This is a genomic window from Bradyrhizobium pachyrhizi, from assembly GCF_029714545.1.
Classification (GTDB): Bacteria; Pseudomonadota; Alphaproteobacteria; order Rhizobiales; family Xanthobacteraceae; genus Bradyrhizobium; species Bradyrhizobium pachyrhizi.
On sequence record NZ_CP121667.1, the window covers coordinates 6,649,464 to 6,666,900 of the forward strand.

General features: G+C 63.5%; 15 protein-coding genes and 1 riboswitch. Of the genes, 10 read left to right on the forward strand and 5 right to left on the reverse strand.

The window, feature by feature from the left end; genetic code table 11:
• Positions 1-31: 31 nt before the first annotated feature.
• From QA639_RS31600 to QA639_RS31610, 3 genes are all read right to left on the reverse strand, one after another.
• Positions 32-3,100 carry an alpha-mannosidase gene (locus tag QA639_RS31600; protein ID WP_283088000.1) on the reverse strand — a complete coding sequence of 1,023 codons (3,069 nt, stop codon included), beginning with the start codon at positions 3,098-3,100 and terminating at the stop codon, positions 32-34.
• Positions 3,101-3,280: 180 nt separating this feature from the next.
• Positions 3,281-3,808: a PRC-barrel domain-containing protein gene (locus QA639_RS31605; protein ID WP_028332597.1), complete on the reverse strand. Its 528-nt coding sequence runs from the start codon at positions 3,806-3,808 to the stop codon at positions 3,281-3,283.
• A gap of 335 nt (positions 3,809-4,143) precedes the next feature.
• Positions 4,144-4,521, reverse strand: coding sequence for a PRC-barrel domain-containing protein (locus tag QA639_RS31610; RefSeq protein ID WP_028332598.1), 378 nt, complete (start codon positions 4,519-4,521; stop codon positions 4,144-4,146).
• A 280-nt stretch (positions 4,522-4,801) separates the two neighbouring features.
• Here QA639_RS31610 and QA639_RS31615 point away from each other — a divergent pair, with 280 nt between their 5' ends.
• Positions 4,802-5,539: a response regulator gene (locus QA639_RS31615; RefSeq protein WP_018273044.1), complete on the forward strand. Its 738-nt coding sequence runs from the start codon at positions 4,802-4,804 to the stop codon at positions 5,537-5,539.
• Positions 5,540-5,541: 2 nt separating this feature from the next.
• Entirely contained in the window at positions 5,542-6,897 is a 1,356-nt protein-coding gene (locus tag QA639_RS31620; protein ID WP_283088001.1) for an ATP-binding protein, read from the forward strand.
• A 29-nt stretch (positions 6,898-6,926) separates the two neighbouring features.
• Here the strand turns inward: QA639_RS31620 and QA639_RS31625 are convergent, their stop codons facing one another.
• A complete protein-coding gene (locus tag QA639_RS31625; RefSeq protein WP_028332600.1) occupies positions 6,927-7,124 on the reverse strand; it encodes a hypothetical protein in 198 nt (65 codons plus the stop codon).
• 391 nt (positions 7,125-7,515) lie between these two features.
• Here QA639_RS31625 and QA639_RS31630 point away from each other — a divergent pair, with 391 nt between their 5' ends.
• From QA639_RS31630 to QA639_RS31665, 8 genes are all read left to right on the forward strand, one after another.
• Positions 7,516-8,052, forward strand: a complete 537-nt coding sequence (locus QA639_RS31630; protein ID WP_050385003.1) for a lytic transglycosylase domain-containing protein — start codon at positions 7,516-7,518, stop codon at positions 8,050-8,052.
• Positions 8,053-8,160: 108 nt separating this feature from the next.
• Positions 8,161-8,302, forward strand: a riboswitch (TPP riboswitch).
• Positions 8,290-9,303 carry an FAD-dependent oxidoreductase gene (locus tag QA639_RS31635; protein ID WP_050385002.1) on the forward strand — a complete coding sequence of 338 codons (1,014 nt, stop codon included), beginning with the start codon at positions 8,290-8,292 and terminating at the stop codon, positions 9,301-9,303. (Overlaps the previous riboswitch by 13 nt.)
• Positions 9,294-9,491 (forward strand): sulfur carrier protein ThiS, encoded by a 198-nt coding sequence (gene thiS / locus QA639_RS31640; protein WP_092116006.1) that lies wholly within the window; start codon positions 9,294-9,296, stop codon positions 9,489-9,491. The genes QA639_RS31635 and thiS overlap by 10 nt, the downstream gene beginning before the upstream one ends.
• A gap of 192 nt (positions 9,492-9,683) precedes the next feature.
• A complete protein-coding gene (locus QA639_RS31645) occupies positions 9,684-10,466 on the forward strand; it encodes a thiazole synthase (protein WP_028332604.1) in 783 nt (260 codons plus the stop codon).
• A complete protein-coding gene (locus QA639_RS31650; RefSeq protein ID WP_283088002.1) occupies positions 10,453-11,061 on the forward strand; it encodes a thiamine phosphate synthase in 609 nt (202 codons plus the stop codon). Before QA639_RS31645 ends, QA639_RS31650 begins: the two co-directional genes overlap by 14 nt.
• Positions 11,062-11,189: 128 nt before the next feature.
• A complete protein-coding gene (gene thiC / locus QA639_RS31655) occupies positions 11,190-13,055 on the forward strand; it encodes a phosphomethylpyrimidine synthase ThiC (protein ID WP_283088003.1) in 1,866 nt (621 codons plus the stop codon).
• A 337-nt stretch (positions 13,056-13,392) separates the two neighbouring features.
• Positions 13,393-13,788, forward strand: a complete 396-nt coding sequence (locus QA639_RS31660; RefSeq protein ID WP_028332607.1) for a hypothetical protein — start codon at positions 13,393-13,395, stop codon at positions 13,786-13,788.
• Between the two features lie 182 nt (positions 13,789-13,970).
• Positions 13,971-15,359 (forward strand): SEC-C metal-binding domain-containing protein, encoded by a 1,389-nt coding sequence (locus QA639_RS31665; RefSeq protein ID WP_283088004.1) that lies wholly within the window; start codon positions 13,971-13,973, stop codon positions 15,357-15,359.
• 217 nt (positions 15,360-15,576) lie between these two features.
• On the opposite strand, the gene QA639_RS31670 is transcribed toward QA639_RS31665, so the two are convergent.
• Complete coding sequence (locus tag QA639_RS31670) at positions 15,577-17,250, reverse strand: flavin-containing monooxygenase (RefSeq protein ID WP_283088005.1); 1,674 nt, start codon at positions 17,248-17,250, stop codon at positions 15,577-15,579.
• Positions 17,251-17,437 lie beyond the last annotated feature (187 nt).

Sequence of the window (17,437 nt, forward strand, 5' to 3'; positions counted from 1 at the left end):
CCGCAAGCCGGGGCGAACGTCGCTGCAAGCATTACGCCTGGAAGACCCGCAGCGTTGCGATCTGGAATGGACGCAGCGCCAGGCGGCATCCCCGATCCTCGGTCGGCAGGGCCTCGATGCGGTCTTCCAGGGTGTTGCTCATCCAAACTGACGCAATGTCGACGCCGAATTCGAGCGCCGCGGGGGTGCGAATGCCTGCGCTCTCGTAGAGCCGCACCACCCAGCCGTCTCCATCCTCAGCGGGCTTGATCGTATCGACGATCACGTTGGCCGGGGACGCGGTCAGGAGCGATCGTCGCAAGGGCGCGCGTGGTTTTCCCTTCGTCCACAGCACCGGACGCTCGAACCGCAAGGCGCGCCCGACCGTGTCCGCGCTGCGCCAGTCGCCGTGGTGGGGATAGATCGCATAGCGCATCCGGTGCCGCCCGATATCGGCCTGGGGATCAGGCAATTCGGAGCCGCGCAACAGCGTCAGCGCGAGCTGGTTGCCGAACGCCGAATAGCCGTGACGGCAGTCGCTGAACAGCGACACGCCGAAATCCGGCTCGGCGAGATCGGCCCAGCGATGCCCGGGCACCTCGTACTTGGCCGCATCGGCATCCGTGTTGGCATGGGTCGGACGCTCGGTTGCGCCGAACATGGTTTCATAGGTTGCGTTCGATGCACGGCAGGCGATGGGGAACATGACCTTCAGCGCCGTCTTGCGCTCCTGCCAATCGACCGTGGTTTCGAATTCGAGATGATCTGCGCCGGCATCGAGGCGGATCACCTGCGCGAGCCGGCTCGTGCGTCCGAGCCCGCGCTCGAAACGGACTTCGCCGCGCAGTCCGCCATCCGACAACACGGCGCAGCTCACCTCCCCTGTCACCTCGCGCGCGGTCTCGAGCGCGAACGGATCGATATCCCATGCCTCGAAATCGAGCGGCCGGTCATCGAGCAGCAGCAGCCGGGCGGCCGGTAATGCGAAGGTCTCGCGGCCGGTCGCAACATGCAGCAGCGACCGAACGAGCCCGCTGCGATCAATGCGCGCTTCGAGCCGCGCGTTCGACAGCACGAAGCCGACCGGATCGGCGGCGACCACCACACGATCGCCGGTCGTCGTCGTTTCGCCCGCCGCAAACGGCGCGGCGACGATGTGACGAAGCTCGCCGTCGGGGTCGGACGCGACCTCGGCGCGCGCGCAGCCCAGCGTGTTGACGGGTGTCCAATTGCCGTCTTCGGGATCGCACAGTGTCGCCAGCACGGCTTGCGTGCGACGCCCGGCCTCCTCCGCCACGCCGGCGAGTTCGACCTCCGCACGTTCATAGACCTCGCGGATGCTGCTGCCGGGAATGATGTCGTGGAACTGGTTGACCAGCAGCGTGCGCCACAGCACTTCGATCTCCTGTGCGGATGGTGCCGGTTGCCGGCAGACAGCCGCGACAGTGGTCACGAATTCGAGTGCCTGGAGGCCGGCCTCGCAAGCGCGGTTGAGACGCTTGGTCTCGGCCTGCGTGGTGTAGGTGCCGCGATGATATTCGAGATAGAGCTCGCCTTCGATCGTTGCCAGATCCGGCGCTGATATCGCCAGGCGGTCGAAGAACTCGTCGACGGAGCGAATCTGGATCCGCGGCAGCCCCTGCAAGTCCCTTGCGCGCTGCAACATCTCGAGCATCGTCTCGTCGGCACCGCCGCCCCCGTCGCCATAGCCGAACAGATAGAGTGCGTCGGACGAACGGTCGGCGTCCTTGTAATTGGCGGCGTGATAGCGGAGCTCCGCGACCTGCGCCGATCCGTTGTAGGTGTCCGCCGGGGGGAAATGCGCGAGCACCGTGCTGCCGTCCAGTCCGCGCCAATGGAAGCTGTGATGCGGCGGTGAGGTGAACTTGTTCCACGACAGCTTCTGGGTCAGGAAGCGCGACATCCCCGCCGACTGCATCAGCTGCGGCAGCTGGGCGTCGTAGCCGAACACGTCGGGATTCCAGAACACGCTGGAGCGCGCCCCGAACGTTTGCTCGAAATAGCGCTGACCATAGAGGAACTGCCGGCAGATCGACTCGCCCCACGGCAGATTGCAGTCCGGCTCGATCCAGCTGCCGCCGACCGGAATCCATTGGCCGGCGGCGGCCTTGGCGCGAATTCGGGCGAACAGGTCAGGGTCATTCTGCTCGATGACGGCATACTGATAGGCCTGCGAGCAGGCGAACTTGAAATCGGGATAGCGCTCCATCAGCGCCACCGCCGTGGAGAAGCTGCGTTGCGCCTTGCGCCGGGTTTCCGCCAGCGGCCACAGCCATGCCGTGTCGAGATGGGCGTGGCCGATCGCCGACATCTCGTGGGTGATGCTGCCATTTCGTGCCGCGAGCAGGCCATCGAGGATCGCCCGCGCCGCCGGCCATGTCGCGCGATCGTCAGGATCGGTGATGTTGCAGATGCGGTTGAGATCGTGCAGCAGGCGCCCCGCCCAGGTCCGATCCAGCGCCGGCTGCGCCGTCTCTCCGACAGCTCCGTATGACCTCGACTTTGTCGTGGGATCGCGGTCAGCCTCGAGCTGGCGCAGCACCTCGTAGTCGAAATAGAATGCCGTGGCCTCGGGATCGAAGCAGCGCAGCTCGCAGGCGACCAGCGCGTAGGCCTGCGGATCGCTCCAGAACGCACCGAACAGGCCGTTGCAGGCCACCTCCACATGGAAGCTGATCGTCTCCCCTCCGCTCGCCGACTGAACGAGCGGCGCGATGTGGCGGCCGGGATTGAGACCCTGCGAGGAACGTCCGTTGAGCCAAAGCAGCGCTTCCGAGCGGCTGTCCCAATAGAGATCCACGCGCGAGCCGGCCCAGTCCTGCGGCACCTCGGCCACGACCCGCACCCAATAAGTCGCCCAAAGCGGTCCCAGCGTCTCGCCCAATGGGACCGGCCGATAATCGAGCTTGAGCGCGTCCTCGAGGCTGATCCGCTCGGTGGGACCGGCAAGCGCGAGCGAGGTGACCGGCACTCGGCCGGCATGAAGCTTCTGTTGCAGCCGCTCCGCAAAGCCTGCCAACCGGCGCCGCGTGTATTGCGGGTAGCGGCCGCGAATCCGGGCTATCGCGGGATCGCCGCCATCGCGGTCCCTGTCATGCATCGGATTCTTCAGCCATTTGACGAATGATCACGTAAGGGTTGATGATGATTGCGACGCGCTGTCCGAATTGGATCGCCTAACCTACTCCCTACACTCTTCCCAAATTTTATCCATCCGGCCAGCAAAAAGCGCGCCCGGCAGCAACCGGACGCGCTCTTCTCTTGCAGGGGACGCGACGCGTTAGTCGGTCGAATACTTGAACTCCGGCATCGCCTTCAGCTCATCCTTGCTCGCATTGAACACGGCGTGATCCGGATACCAGGGATTCGGCTTCGACGTCGCCGCCGCAGGCGCGGCGCCCGTGGTGGTCGTCTTGCTGGTGCTGCCAGCGCCGGTGTTCGAGGCGCCGGTATAGGCGATCGGCTCGCTCACGAACTTCACCTTGTCGATCGGGACCGCGACCAGGTGCTCGCCGACGCCAAGGAAGCCGCCGACGCCGATCACGACCGCCTTGATTGTACCGCCCTTCTCCATCAGCAGATCATTGATCGAGCCGACGCTTTCATTGGCGTCGTTGTACACGCTGAGGCCGACGACCTTCGACGCGCGCCAGTTGCCCTTGAACGAATCCGGCGACGTGGCTGATGTGGCTGACGTCGACGCCGCAGGAGACATCTTGTCGCCCTTATCGGTTGGCGTCTGCGCAACGGCGACGGTTGCAAGCAGCGCGGTGCCGGCGAGGCCGGCGATGATGGATTTGACCAACATTGATGGCTCTCCTCTCGCAAAATCGATGCTGGGAAAACCCGTCATCTTCGCAACCGTTCCTAACGGACCTGCGCTCAAAAGCCGCTTGGATGGCCGAGGAACAGGGTGAGGACCTTCAGCGCATGGAACGCTGCGCCGCTTGACGAGAGCGATCGTGATCTCACAAGTGAGCTTGCGGTTGAGCCTCACGACTGCGCCGGACGCGCAGTCCATGATGTGACGATGTTTGGCTCACTAAGTCGTCCCGGCGAACCGCGCTGCACAAGCCGCGCGCTCGCCCCGGCGACCGCATCATCGATCGACGAGCGTCGTCATGCGCGCATGTTGGCGCGCGCTCAGAAGCCGCCCCAATAGGGCGGCACGCCGTAGAAGCGATGCAGCTCGACTTCCTGCGAGCGATCGCCCCAATCGAAATCCTTGTCGGCACGGAACGACGGCGCGCGCTTCAGCTCCTCGTCCTCGATGTCGAGCTCATAGGCCTCGAACTTCGGGTTGTAGTGCAGCCGGCCCCAGGGCAGCGGGATCAAATTGGTTCCAATGCCCAGGAAGCCACCGAAGCTCAACACCGCGTACGATACCTTGCCCGAGATCTTGTCGATCATCAGCCGCTCGATATGGCCGATCATGTCGCCATTGGCCCGGCGCACCGCCGTCCCCTCGACCCGGTCGCTTGCAATGAGCTGATGCGGCCTGGTCCCGACCTCGACAGCCATCTCACCCTCCTTGACCTGAAAGGGAAATAACGCGTCGCCGGGTAACGGGTTCCGCCCCCGGATGCGACAGCCGCCCTGCCCTTTCTCCGGCTGCCATGGCGGCCAGGGCGCTGTCCCGGGAGGGTTCTGCCCGCATTCCGGGGCATCAGGATTGATGAAAGAACGATAACTTTTCTCCCTGCCGCCGACCTGTTAACCCGGATAGCCGGGCAAGATTTCAGACACACACTGAAACAAAATTCCTGAGCCGCTTTCCCCGAATCACGGACAAAAGATCGGTATGACCCAGGCTGCGCCCAATATCCTTGTCGTCGAGGACGACCGCGAGACGCGGTCCCTTATCGCAAAATATCTCCGTACCAATTCTTGTCATGTCACGACCGCCTCCGACGGCCGCGAGATGGCCAAGGCGATGACCGACCACCGCGTGGATCTGTTGGTGCTCGACGTCATGCTGCCCGGCGAGGACGGCCTCAGCCTGTGCCGCAAGGTGCGGGCGGAATCGCAGACGCCGATCATCATGCTGACCGCGCGCGGCGAGGACGTCGACCGCATCCTCGGCCTCGAGATGGGCGCCGACGATTACCTGGCAAAGCCGTTCAACCCGCGCGAGCTGCTGGCGCGGATCAACGCGGTGCTGCGCCGGCAGGCCGCCGCGCGCAACGCCAGCGCGATCGAGGGCGCGACCACGCTGACCTTCCTCGGCTGGCGTATCGACATCCGCCTGCGCGAGCTGCGCAACCCCGAAGGCGCACGCGTCGCCATGACCAGCGCCGAGTTCGACCTGTTGCGCACCTTCTGCGAGCGGCCCGGCCGCGTGCTGTCGCGCGACAGCCTGCTCGACCTGACCCAGGGCCGCAGCGCCGGCTCGTTCGAACGTTCGATCGACGTGCTGGTCAGCCGCATCCGCCGCAAGATCGAGCCCGATCCGCAGGAAGCCACCATGATCAAGACGGTGCGTTCCGGCGGCTATGTGTTCACGCCGAGGGTGGAGGCGGTTGCCGCCACGAACAACTGACCATGAAGCTGCTGCGCGTGCTGAGTCTGCGGGGGATCGGCGCCCAGATGGCGGCGCTGGTCGTCGTTTCGATCGTCGCGCTGCATTTGATCATCACCGCCACCTTCCTGATCCATCGCCCTGATCGGGTGGAGCCTTCGGACCGCTGGCACACCCAGCTCGCCGCCGCCGCGCAGCTGCTCGGGCATGCCCCGGCGTCGGAGCGGCCGCGGCTCGTGGCCGACGTCGCCCGTGCCTTCCCGCAACTTGCGATCAGCGACCTGCCGGCCGATGCCGGCGCGCTCACCGAAACCGACACGCCGAGCCTGCACGCGCTGCGCCGGCTCGGCGCCGGCTATCGCATCTTCCTGCTGCCGCGCGAGGCTGGCGGCACGCCGCATGACGGCGAAATTCGCCGCGTCGCGATCCGCCTGCCCGACGGCGCCGTGTTCGCCGCCAACCTGACGCCGGATCAGCACATGCGGCCGTTCTGGGGTGGACCGTGGATGATGACGGTGCTGTTCGCCGTCATCAGCGTCACCCTGCTCGGCCTGTGGGCGGCATGGGCGCTGACCGCGCCGCTGTCGTCCTTCGTCAAGGCCGCCGAGACCTTCAGCCTGAACGGTGCCGCCGCGCCGCTGCCCGAGCGCGGTCCGGAGGAGATCCGTTCGCTGGCCCGGGCGCTGAACCGGATGCGCGAGCGCATCACCGCATTGATCGACGATCGCACCAAGATGCTGGCCGCGATCAGCCATGACCTGCGCACGCCGATCACGCGGATGCGGCTGCGCGCCGAATTCATCGAGGACGAGACCCATCGCCACCGCATGCTGCGCGACCTCGACCAGATGCGCTCGATGCTGGAATCGGTGCTGTCGTTCTTGCGCAACGACCGCAAGCTCGAGGAGATGACGCTGGTCGACATCGCGAGCACGCTGCACCTCGTCACCGATCAGTTCGCCGACATGGGACACAAGGTCAGCTACGCGGGCCCGCAGCACGCGATGGCGACCGCGCGACCGGCCGACCTGCATCGCTGCATCACCAATCTGGTGGAGAATGCGGTGCGGTTCGGCGGCGAAGTTGCCGTGCGCCTCGACGTCAGGCCCGACCGCCTCGTCGTCGACATCGAGGATGACGGGCCCGGCATTTCGGATGCGCACAAGGCGAGCGTGCTGGAGCCGTTCGTGCGCGGCGACCAGGCGCGCAACATGGATGAGGCCGAAGGCTTCGGCCTTGGTCTGTCGATCGCCAACGCCATCGTGCTCGCGCATGCCGGCACGCTGTCGCTGCACGATCGCAAGCCGCACGGACTCGTGGTCCGGATCGAATTGCCGGCGCGGCAACAGCAATTGCAGCGGCAGAAATCCGCGGCCTGATCAGCCGAATCTGATGCGATGAGGAAACGTCAGGCGGCAAGCGGCGTAATGAGCTCCGCTTCCTCGTAGATCGCGATGGCCTCGAAGCGGTAATTGCAGGCGCGGCAATTCCACAAGAACGAGGAGCGGCCTTCGCTGTGCTCCACCCAATCAGGGCGTGCGATCGGCTTGCCGCATTGCGCGCAGGGATTTTCGCGAGGCATATAGCCGGTGTCCTGACGGACCATGGCGCATCTCCCGAATGTTGTTTTTTTTGCGTGCTTGCAATGGACAGAGCTGCTGACTGAACGCTCGCACGCTCTGTCGTGGATGAAGTCTAGACCTTCATTGATTCGTTTGCACGACAAACTGCTGTGGATAGCGTGCGGCAAAATTAGTCAGAAAAATTAGAAGGAAATTGCAGGCCAAGACAATTTTTGGCTGAAACGGTTGAAGCAAACAATTTGAAGCATCCGTCTTGCAATCGCGTCGTCCCTTCACCCCATGACCTCACCCTATGACCGGAAAATCACGGATGCATAACGTTCGCTGATGCGAAGGTTTTGCCACATTCCTGCCCGCTCGCCGTACCAATGAGACCGCAGAACCGACGCGCATCTGAAAGCCCGAGCGATTGAGATGAAGACCGTACAAGCCCTTGGCTGCCTTGCCGCGATCGCGCTGCTGGCGTCCTGCGCGAGCGCGCAGGCGCAATCGCGCGCGCAATATGAGGCGATGGTGGCGGCCGAGGCCCAGGCCAACCTCGTGCCGGAAGAGCTGGTGCATCGCGTCATCGTGCGCGAGAGCAAGTACCATCCGCAGCTGATCGGACGCGGCGGCACCATCGGGCTGATGCAGATCAAGCTCGGCACTGCACGCGGCCTCGGCTACACCGGTACCGCCGAGGGTCTGCGCGATCCCCAGACCAACCTCAGATACGGCATCAAGTACCTCGCCGGCGCTTATCGCGCCGCCAATGGCAATCACGATCGAGCCGTGCGTTATTTCGCGGGCGGGTATTACTACGTCGCAAAGCGCCAGCGCGGCGATCACCTGAAGGAAGCGAAGCATGGCGGCGCGGGTGCACCGCCGAAGGAATTCGCCAAGTCGGAGCACAAGTCGGAGCAAATGACGGCCGATACCGCTGAGCCGAAGCCGGAACAGGCCGAAAAATAGCGCCGATCGCGCCCGCGCAGCCCCACGGCGCGTGCCGGCCATCCTCGACGCCGCCTGTCAACGCGTCTGGCATACAAGTTGACACACGAGCCCATCCGCCTACATTAGGGGCGTTCCGAGGGGTGCTCCGAAGGAGGAGCTGAGATACCGCAAGCCTGGACTAGCCAGTAGGCGAATAGTCCGGGACCGTGGTGACCCTTTGAACCTGATCCGGGTCATGCCGGCGAAGGGACAGGGATGTATCAGACGTCAAGACCGCGGGGGGATTCCCCCGTCTCCATCATCGGCGCAGGCATAGCCGGCGCCTGGCATGCGCTCTTGCTCGCAGAGGCCGGACGTGCCGTCACCCTGCATGAGCGCAGTGACGCCGCGATGACGGAATCCACAAGCCACTGGGCCGGCGGGATGCTGGCGCCGTGGTGCGAGGCCGAGGCCTCCGAGCCGGCAATCTCCCGGCTCGGCATCCGCTCGCTCGCGCTTTGGCGGCAGCATGTTCCGGAAACCCCGTTCAACGGTTCGCTGGTGGTGGCGCATCCGCGCGACCGCACCGATTTCGAGCGCTTTGCCCGCCTCACCACCGGTCATCGCCGGATCGACGCCGAGGGCGTTCGCGCGCTCGAGCCGTCGCTCGAGGGCCGTTTCCGTGACGCCCTGTTCTATCCCGACGAGGGCCATGTCGAGCCGCGCCGCGTGCTGCCGCGGCTGCATGCCGCGATCGCCAAGGCCGGCGGCGCCATCAAGTTCGGCAGCGACGCCGAGGCAGCCGATCTCGACGGCGTCGTGATCGACTGCCGCGGCCTTGCCGCGCGCGACCGCGAGCCGAGCTTGCGCGGCGTCAAGGGCGAGATGATCATCATCGAGACCTCCGAGGTCGAGCTGGCGCGCCCGGTGCGGCTGATCCATCCGCGCTGGCCGCTTTACGTGATCCCGCGCGGCGATGGCCGCTTCATGCTGGGCGCGACCTCGATCGAGGCCGAGGACAACGGCGTCAGCGTGCGCTCGGCGCTGGAGCTGCTCGGCGCCGCCTATGTCGTGCATCCGGCATTCGCCGAGGCGCGCATCGTCGAATTCGGCGCCGGCCTGCGTCCGGCCTTTCCCGACAACCTGCCGAAAATCAGGATCGAGCAGGAACGCATCACGGTGAACGGGCTCTACCGTCATGGCTTCCTGCTGGCGCCGGCGCTGGCCGAGCTGACGCTCGCCTATCTTTCGCGCGGCGAAATCGACAATGAGGTGATGCAATGCGCGTGATCGTCAACGGCGAGCAGCGGGAGATCAGTGCCGTCAGCGTCGATGCGCTGCTGGCCGAGCTCGACTATGAGGGCACGCATTTCGCGATCGCGCTGAACTACGACGTGGTGCCGAAGAGCCGCTGGGCCGAGACCGCGCTGAAAGCCGGCGACGAGATCGAGATCATCACGCCGCGGCAGGGAGGGTGATGATGGCTAGCGCACACACTCTCCCCGCGTCGTCCCGGCCGAGTGCGCGCTTGCGCACGGAGCCGGGACCCATAACCACGACCGGTTATTGGCGGAACGAACGACGCCTCGCGTACCCCATTGCGAGGCCGCGGCGTATGGGTCCCGGCCTTCGCCGGGACGACGGCACGGTTTGAGGAGACACCACGGACCATGGTCACCTTCTACGGCAAATCCTTCCCGTCCCGCCTGCTGATCGGCACGGCGCTGTATCCCTCGCCTGCGATCATGCAGAACGCGATCCGCGCCTCCGGCGCCAGCATCGTCACGGTATCGCTGCGGCGCGAGGCGGCCGGCGGCAAGACTGGCGACGCGTTCTGGTCGCTGATCCGCGAGCTCGGCGTCACCGTGCTGCCGAACACCGCGGGCTGCCGTAGCGTCAAGGAGGCGGTGACCACCGCAAAGCTCGCGCGCGAATTGTTCGGCACGCCGTGGATCAAGCTCGAGGTGATCGCCGACAATGACACGCTGCAGCCCGATGTGGTCGGCCTGGTCGAGGCGGCCGGCATCCTGATCAAGGACGGGTTTGAAGTCTTCCCCTATTGCACCGAGGATTTCTCGGTCGCCTCGCGGCTGGTCGACGCCGGCTGCAAGGTGGTGATGCCGTGGGCAGCTCCGATCGGCAGCGCCAAGGGCATCACCAACCGCGACGCGCTGAAGCTTTTGCGCGACCGCCTGCCCGACATCACGCTGGTGGTCGACGCCGGCTTAGGGGCGCCATCGCATGCCGCCGAGGCGCTCGAGCTCGGCTATGACGCCGTGCTGCTCAACACCGCCGTCGCCAAAGCTGCCGATCCCGTTGCGATGGCCAATGCCTTCCGCCTCGGCGTCGAGGCCGGCCGCACCGCTTACGAAGCCGGGCTGATGGAAGCCCGCGACTTCGCCTCCCCCTCCACCCCTGTCGTTGGGACCCCGTTCTGGCATGCCGTATCCTGATCCGTTCTATCCCGTCGTCGACAGCATCAAGTGGGTCGAACGACTGACCAAACTCGGCGTCGGCACCATCCAGCTGCGCGCCAAGGAGCTCGACGATGCCGGGGCGCTGCAGATCGTCAGCGACGCGCTCGCGGTGACCAAGGGCACGCCGACCAAGCTCGTCGTCAACGACTATTGGCGCGCGGCGATCGTCGCCGGCGCCGAGCATTTGCATCTTGGCCAGGAAGATCTCACTGAGGCCGACCTCGCCGAGATCCGCAAAGCCAGGCTGACGCTCGGCATCTCCACCCATGACGACGCCGAGCTCGCCACCGCGCTCGCGGCCAAGCCGGACTATGTCGCGCTCGGCCCGATCTTCTTCACCACGCTCAAATCGATGCGGTTCGAGCCGCAGGGCATTCCGAAGATCACCGAGTGGAAGAAACGGATCGGCTCCATCCCCCTTGTCGCGATCGGCGGCATCAAGTTCGAGCACGCGGCCGAGATCTTCGCCGCCGGCGCCGATTCGATCGCCGTCGTCAGTGACGTCACCCAGAACCCCGACCCGGACGCGCGGGTCAGACAATGGCTCGGCCTCAGCGCGGAGGCCGCGTGATGCAGAAATTTCCACCGGCGTCATTCCGGGGCACGCGTAGCGTGAACCCGGAATCTCGCGCCACAACCTCGAGATTCCGCGGTCCTAACGGACCGTCCGGAATGACGACAAGATAAGGAGGATCCCTCATGAACATCCGCTCCAACCCCGACACCACCCGTCCCGCCGTCACGACCGGCCCGCTGCCCGCCTCGCGCAAGATCTTTGCGACGCCGGAGGCCGCGCCCGACGTTCGCGTGCCGCTGCGCGAGATCATGCTGTCGGAAGGTGCCGGCGAGCCGAACCTGCCGGTCTACGACACCTCCGGCCCCTACACCGACCCGAACGTGACGATCGACGTCAATGCCGGCCTGCCGCGCAATCGGCTGGCCTGGGTCAAGGAGCGCGGCGGCGTCGAGGAATATGAGGGCCGCACCATCAAGCCGGAGGACAACGGCAATGTCGGCGCCGCGCACGCCGCCAAGGCGTTCACCGCGCACCACAGGCCGCTGCGCGGGCTCGACGGCCACAAGATCACGCAGCTCGAATTCGCCCGCGCCGGCATCATCACCAAGGAAATGATCTACGTCGCCGAGCGCGAGAATCTCGGCCGCAAGCTTAAGCTCGAGCGCGCCGAGGCCGCGCTTGCCGACGGCGAAAGCTTTGGCGCTGCGGTGCCGGCCTTCATCACGCCGGAATTCGTCCGCGACGAGATCGCGCGCGGCCGCGCCATCATTCCCTCCAACATCAACCATGCCGAGCTCGAGCCGATGATCATCGGCCGCAACTTCCTGACTAAGATCAACGCCAATATCGGCAACTCGGCGGTGACCTCGTCGGTCGAGGAAGAGGTCGACAAGATGGTGTGGGCGATCCGCTGGGGCGCCGACACCGTGATGGACCTCTCCACGGGGCGCAACATCCACACCACCCGCGAATGGATTTTGCGCAACTCGCCGGTGCCGATCGGCACCGTGCCGATCTACCAGGCGCTGGAGAAGTGCGACGGCGATCCCGTCAAGCTGACCTGGGAGCTCTACAAGGACACCCTGATCGAGCAGTGCGAACAGGGCGTCGACTATTTCACGATCCACGCCGGCGTGCGTCTCTCTTACATCCACCTCACCGCCAACCGCGTCACCGGCATCGTGTCGCGCGGTGGCTCGATCATGGCGAAGTGGTGCCTCGCGCATCACAAGGAGAGCTTCCTCTACACCCACTTCGACGAGATCTGCGACATCATGCGCAAGTATGACGTCTCGTTCTCGCTCGGCGACGGCCTGCGCCCGGGCTCGATCGCCGACGCCAACGACCGCGCGCAGTTCGCGGAGCTGGAGACGCTCGGCGAATTGACGAAGATCGCGTGGGACAAGGGCTGCCAGGTGATGATCGAGGGCCCCGGCCACGTGCCGATGCACAAGATCAAGATCAACATGGACAAGCAGCTCAAGGAATGCGGCGAGGCGCCGTTCTACACCCTCGGGCCGCTGACGACCGACATCGCGCCGGGCTACGACCACATCACATCGGGCATCGGTGCCGCGATGATCGGCTGGTTCGGCTGCGCGATGCTCTGCTACGTCACGCCGAAGGAGCATCTCGGCCTGCCCGACCGCAACGACGTCAAGACCGGCGTCATCACCTACAAGATCGCGGCCCACGCCGCCGACCTCGCCAAGGGCCACCCCGCCGCGCAGCTGCGCGACGACGCGCTGTCGCGTGCCCGGTTCGACTTCCGCTGGGAGGACCAGTTCAACCTCGGCCTCGATCCGGACACCGCGAAGAACTTCCACGACGAGACCCTGCCGAAGGAAGCCCACAAGGTTGCGCATTTCTGCTCGATGTGCGGCCCGAAATTCTGCTCGATGAAGATCACCCAGGACGTCCGCGACTACGCCGCGACGCTCAACGACAAGGAGCAGGGCATGGCGCAGATGAGCGCCAAGTTCAAGGAGATGGGTGAGAACGTGTATCTCGACGCAGACAAGGTGAAGGAGAGCAACAGGGTGTTTTAACCCTCGCGCTCGTCATGCCCGGGCAAAACCTGGGCATCCATCGAAAACGAAAGGCCGGGTGAAAGCCCGGCCTTTTTGCTTCTAGCGTTCACTAAATCCATCGCGCGTCCGGATGGCCGCGGTCACGACCGGCCCAAAGCCACCAAGAGCGCCCCAGAACCATTGACCTGGATCAACGAAAGGCCCTTCATCTCACCGCATGCTGCGATGCTCAAAAAACGGTGAAAGCCGCGCAGGGCATGTTATCATGGCTCCCCTCAAATAGACGATTGAGCGACTTTCCACATTCGTTTTGCAGAGGTCCTGCAGCTTAATGACCATTTGATTGGAGAGTTTCATGAGAACCTTCAACGCCGTGCTATTCGTATTTCTCGTTGCGCAGGCGGCCTCGACACAGGCTGCGGATTTGAGCGGAGCCTGGACGATCGACGCCTCGGCTTGCAACCAGGTCTTCACCAAGGAGAACAACAAGCTCGCGTTCAGGAAAGATGCCGATCTCAACGCGGGCGGCCTGATCGTTCAGGGCAAGCAAATCACCGGCACGTTTCAGAAATGCACCGTCAAATCGCTGCATGATGACGGGCAGAATATCCGCGTGATTGCGGCGTGCTCGGACGGCGTCGCGATTTCGGACGTGTCATTCGACATAACACTCTCCGGCGAGAACAAGATCATACTCAGCTCCAAGGCACCGGTGCCCATTGAGACGCCGTATGTTCGCTGCTCGATGTGATATTGGTGGCGATGCTTCGAGAGCAGCGCTGGTAGCCCGGATGAGCGCAGCGATATCCGGGGTTGACCTGTCACGCTCAATGACAGCGAACAGGGCATGGCGCAGATGAACGCCAAGTTCAAGGAGATGGACGAGAGTGCGTATCTTGACGCGGACAGGGCGAAGGAGCGCAGTCGGGTGTTGTGAGCTCGTCATGCCCGGGGCTTGACCCCGGCTCTGTCGGAAAAGAGAAGCCGGGCGAGAGCTCGGCTTCTTCCATTGTGGAGAAGCACAACCTGAGGCTTTCCTTAACCCAGAGTTTATTTCTAGCCCATGCATCGCTACGCTCTTGGGTGCGGATAAGGAGAACATTCGAGGTGTCGCGGAGCGCGAAGCCGGGAACAAGATCGTTCAATCGAACGAAATCACCCGGGCTGAACAAGTCTAAATTTAGGATTTACCCTAAAGGCTCGCCGTGCCCCTGCGGGAGCGGCATTCCTTACGGAGAATGCTGTAGACATAAGGAGTTTCGCTTCGAAATCGACGATCGCGGGACCGTCAGAAGGCGGGTAAAAGTCAGCTCGAAGCTGAAACCAGACCTCGACGATGCACTCATCCGCTTTAGAGCGATGCTCGGCAGAAATCCTGGCCGAGGTGATCCTGTGATATTCGATCATTATCTGAACGGACAGGGCAATTACTGGCAGCTGACTCAAACGATCTACCGGCGCGCAGGCGTACCGGACGAGCTGTTTTTCGCCCACCGTAGGACCGGACTTATTGTTGGAGAGCATTCCCGCGAGCTTATGCCGGAGTCAGACTACAAAGAGTGGACGGATGCAATCGACGAGTATTTTTTGCTACTCGACGAGGGACAGGACCCTTTTCACGTCTTTACTTATCTTAGTGGACAGGAATACGAGAGCTACAAGCGGCTTGTTAAGCTGATCGACAGTGTCATAGTCGCTCTGGGCTTCGCCTACACGAATCCCAAGAAATTCCAAAGCCCGGCAAGCTATTTTAGATACCTGCTTCTAATTCGCTCCGTAAAGTCACTACGGACAATCCACGAGATGTACAGCACAAGATACGACGACGATTGCCTTGCTATCGCACGCCCAATCTATGAAGCGTACCTCCGGATGAAACTCCTGCGACTAGACTCAGGCAGTAGCAAGCGTTTTGAAGCGATGGCTGCCCACGCGGCAGGACTATTTCCGAGCAAATCAAAAAGGAACGGCGACCCCAATTACAGCGTCTGCCTCAATCCGGCGACTGGCGAAGAATTTAACATCAACATCTCAAACAAGGAGATAATCAAAATCTCCGATTCTCCACTGGACGGCCCTCTCTACTATGAATTGTATCCGCTTCTCTCAGGGTTTGTTCATCCCGAGTTCGTGCAGGAACTTTTGAAGTCTTCAATTGGGACCGAGCCGTACCAGGACGATCCTATCCGCGCTGCCGTCCTTGTGAGTACGATTTGCGTTCTGTTACTCAGCGAGGTCAAGGAATCAATCCGAATTCTTAGTCGCTCGCACGAAGCGAGACTTGCATTACGTCTCGAATCAACTCCGCAAGACTCTATCTGATCTAGTCATGTCGGAGACATTCTTGAGACGTCGAAGCATACCGACCAGCATCTACGACTTAATCGGAGCAAAGATGCGACCTGCACTATCCGAATAAGCAAGCGCAGTCCGGATGAGCAAAGTCCGTAGGGTGGGTTAGCCGAAGGCCTCCCCCGCTGACTTGGTCGACGAGAAGTTTATCATCGGACCGCGCTTCGCGCGGACCTGTTGGCGAACCCTACGATGCCGACGCCCCGACTGCTGCCGCTTGCACACCGCTCCTCGCCCCCGCCCCAAACTCAATCTCCTCGTACCCCTTCTCCGCAACGCCGTTGATGATTCCCAAAAACTTCGGCGTGCCGCCGTTGTAGACGAAGTAGCGGACCGTGCCCTCCTCGTGGCCGGCGACGTTGGAGTTGTAGCCGGTGAACCAGCCCTTGGCTTTGCGCATCAGCATGATCTCGTACATCTTGACGACATGCGCGGTCCAGCGCTCTTGCGCTTCCAGCGTGGCGTCGGCGCGGGTCAGGCCGCGGTCCCACATGTATTGCAGCAGATTGGTGCACCAGTTGACGCCGTTCTCGATGCCGCGCGGAAAGTTCGTCGACGCGGATGCGCTTTGCGGACCCGTCGGCATCAACAGGTTCGGGAAGCCGTGCACGAGCATGCCGAGGAAGGTCGACGGCGCGTGCTTCCATTTGTCGGCGATCCGCTCGCCGCCGACGCCCCTGATATCGATCAGGTCATAGGCGCCGGTGATGGCGTCGAAGCCGGTCGCGTAGACGATGATGTCGAAGTCGTAGTCGCGCGCCGTGGTGCGCAGGCCCTTATCGGTGACGCGGACCAGCGGCGTCTCGGAGAGATCGACGAGCTGCACATTGTCGCGGTTGTACGCCTCGAAATATCGCGTCTCCAGCGGCAGGCGCTGCACGCCGAAGCCGTGATCCCGCGGGATCAGCTTTTCGGCGACATCAGGATCGTTCACGCGCCGGCGGATGCGGCCCGCAATGTATTCCGAGAGCTCCGCATTGGCGGCTTCGTCCATGAATATCTCGCGGAAGTTCGCGAGCCAGATGCCGAAGCCGGGCTCGTCGTAGAGCTTGTCCCACAGCTTGATCCGCTCCTCGCGGCTCACCTCGTAGAAGCCGCGCTTGTCGGGGCCATGGACAAAGCTGCCCGGCGTCAGCGCGCAGGCAGCAAAGATCTCGTCATAGCGGGCGCGGATGTCGGCCATCTCCGCCACGGAGATCGCAGAGTTGTTGAGCGGCGCGCTCCAGTTCGGCCGGCGTTGAAACACCGTGAGCTCGCCGACCTTGTCGGCAATCTCGCCGATCAGCTGGATGCCGGTGGCGCCGGTGCCGATCACCGCGACCTTCTTGCCGGCGAGATCGACCGGCTCGTGCGGCCAGTAATAGGTGTGGAACGAGCGGCCCTTGAAGTCCTCGATGCCCGACACGCGCGGCATGGTCGGTGCGGACAAGAGCCCGATCGCGAGCACCACGAAGCGGCAGGTCAGTTCGCGGCCGTCACTGATCCTCAATTGCCAGAGATCGCGCGTCTCGTCGAACTGCATGGTCTCGACCTTGCAATTGAACTGCATGTGCTTGCGCAGGTCGAACTTGTCGGCGACGTAGTTGAGGTAACGCAGATTCTCGGGCTGGCCGGAGAAGCGCTCCTTCCAGTGCCACTCGTCGAGCAGCTCGCGCGAGAACGAGAAGCCGTAGGTGTAGCTCTCGGAGTCGAAGCGGCAGCCCGGATAGCGGTTCCAGTACCAGGTGCCCCCGAGATCGGGCGCGGCTTCCAGCACGGTGGCATCGATGCCGAGATCGGCCAGCCGCTTGATCTGGTAGATGCCGGCGACGCCGGCGCCGACCACGATCACCTCGTAATGGGTTTTCGCCTCTCCCGTCATGTCCGCTCCAAATTCTTCTTGATCTGTTGGGCTGGATTACAGACCCTTTTGCCCGGTTAGGCAACCGCGCCGCGGCGCGCGCGACTTGCGTTGAGGCGCTGCAAGCGCCACATCGATCGTTACGACTGAAGCGTAGCCCGGATGAGCATAGCGAGATCCGGGTTCATCCGTCCCGCATATCGCTACG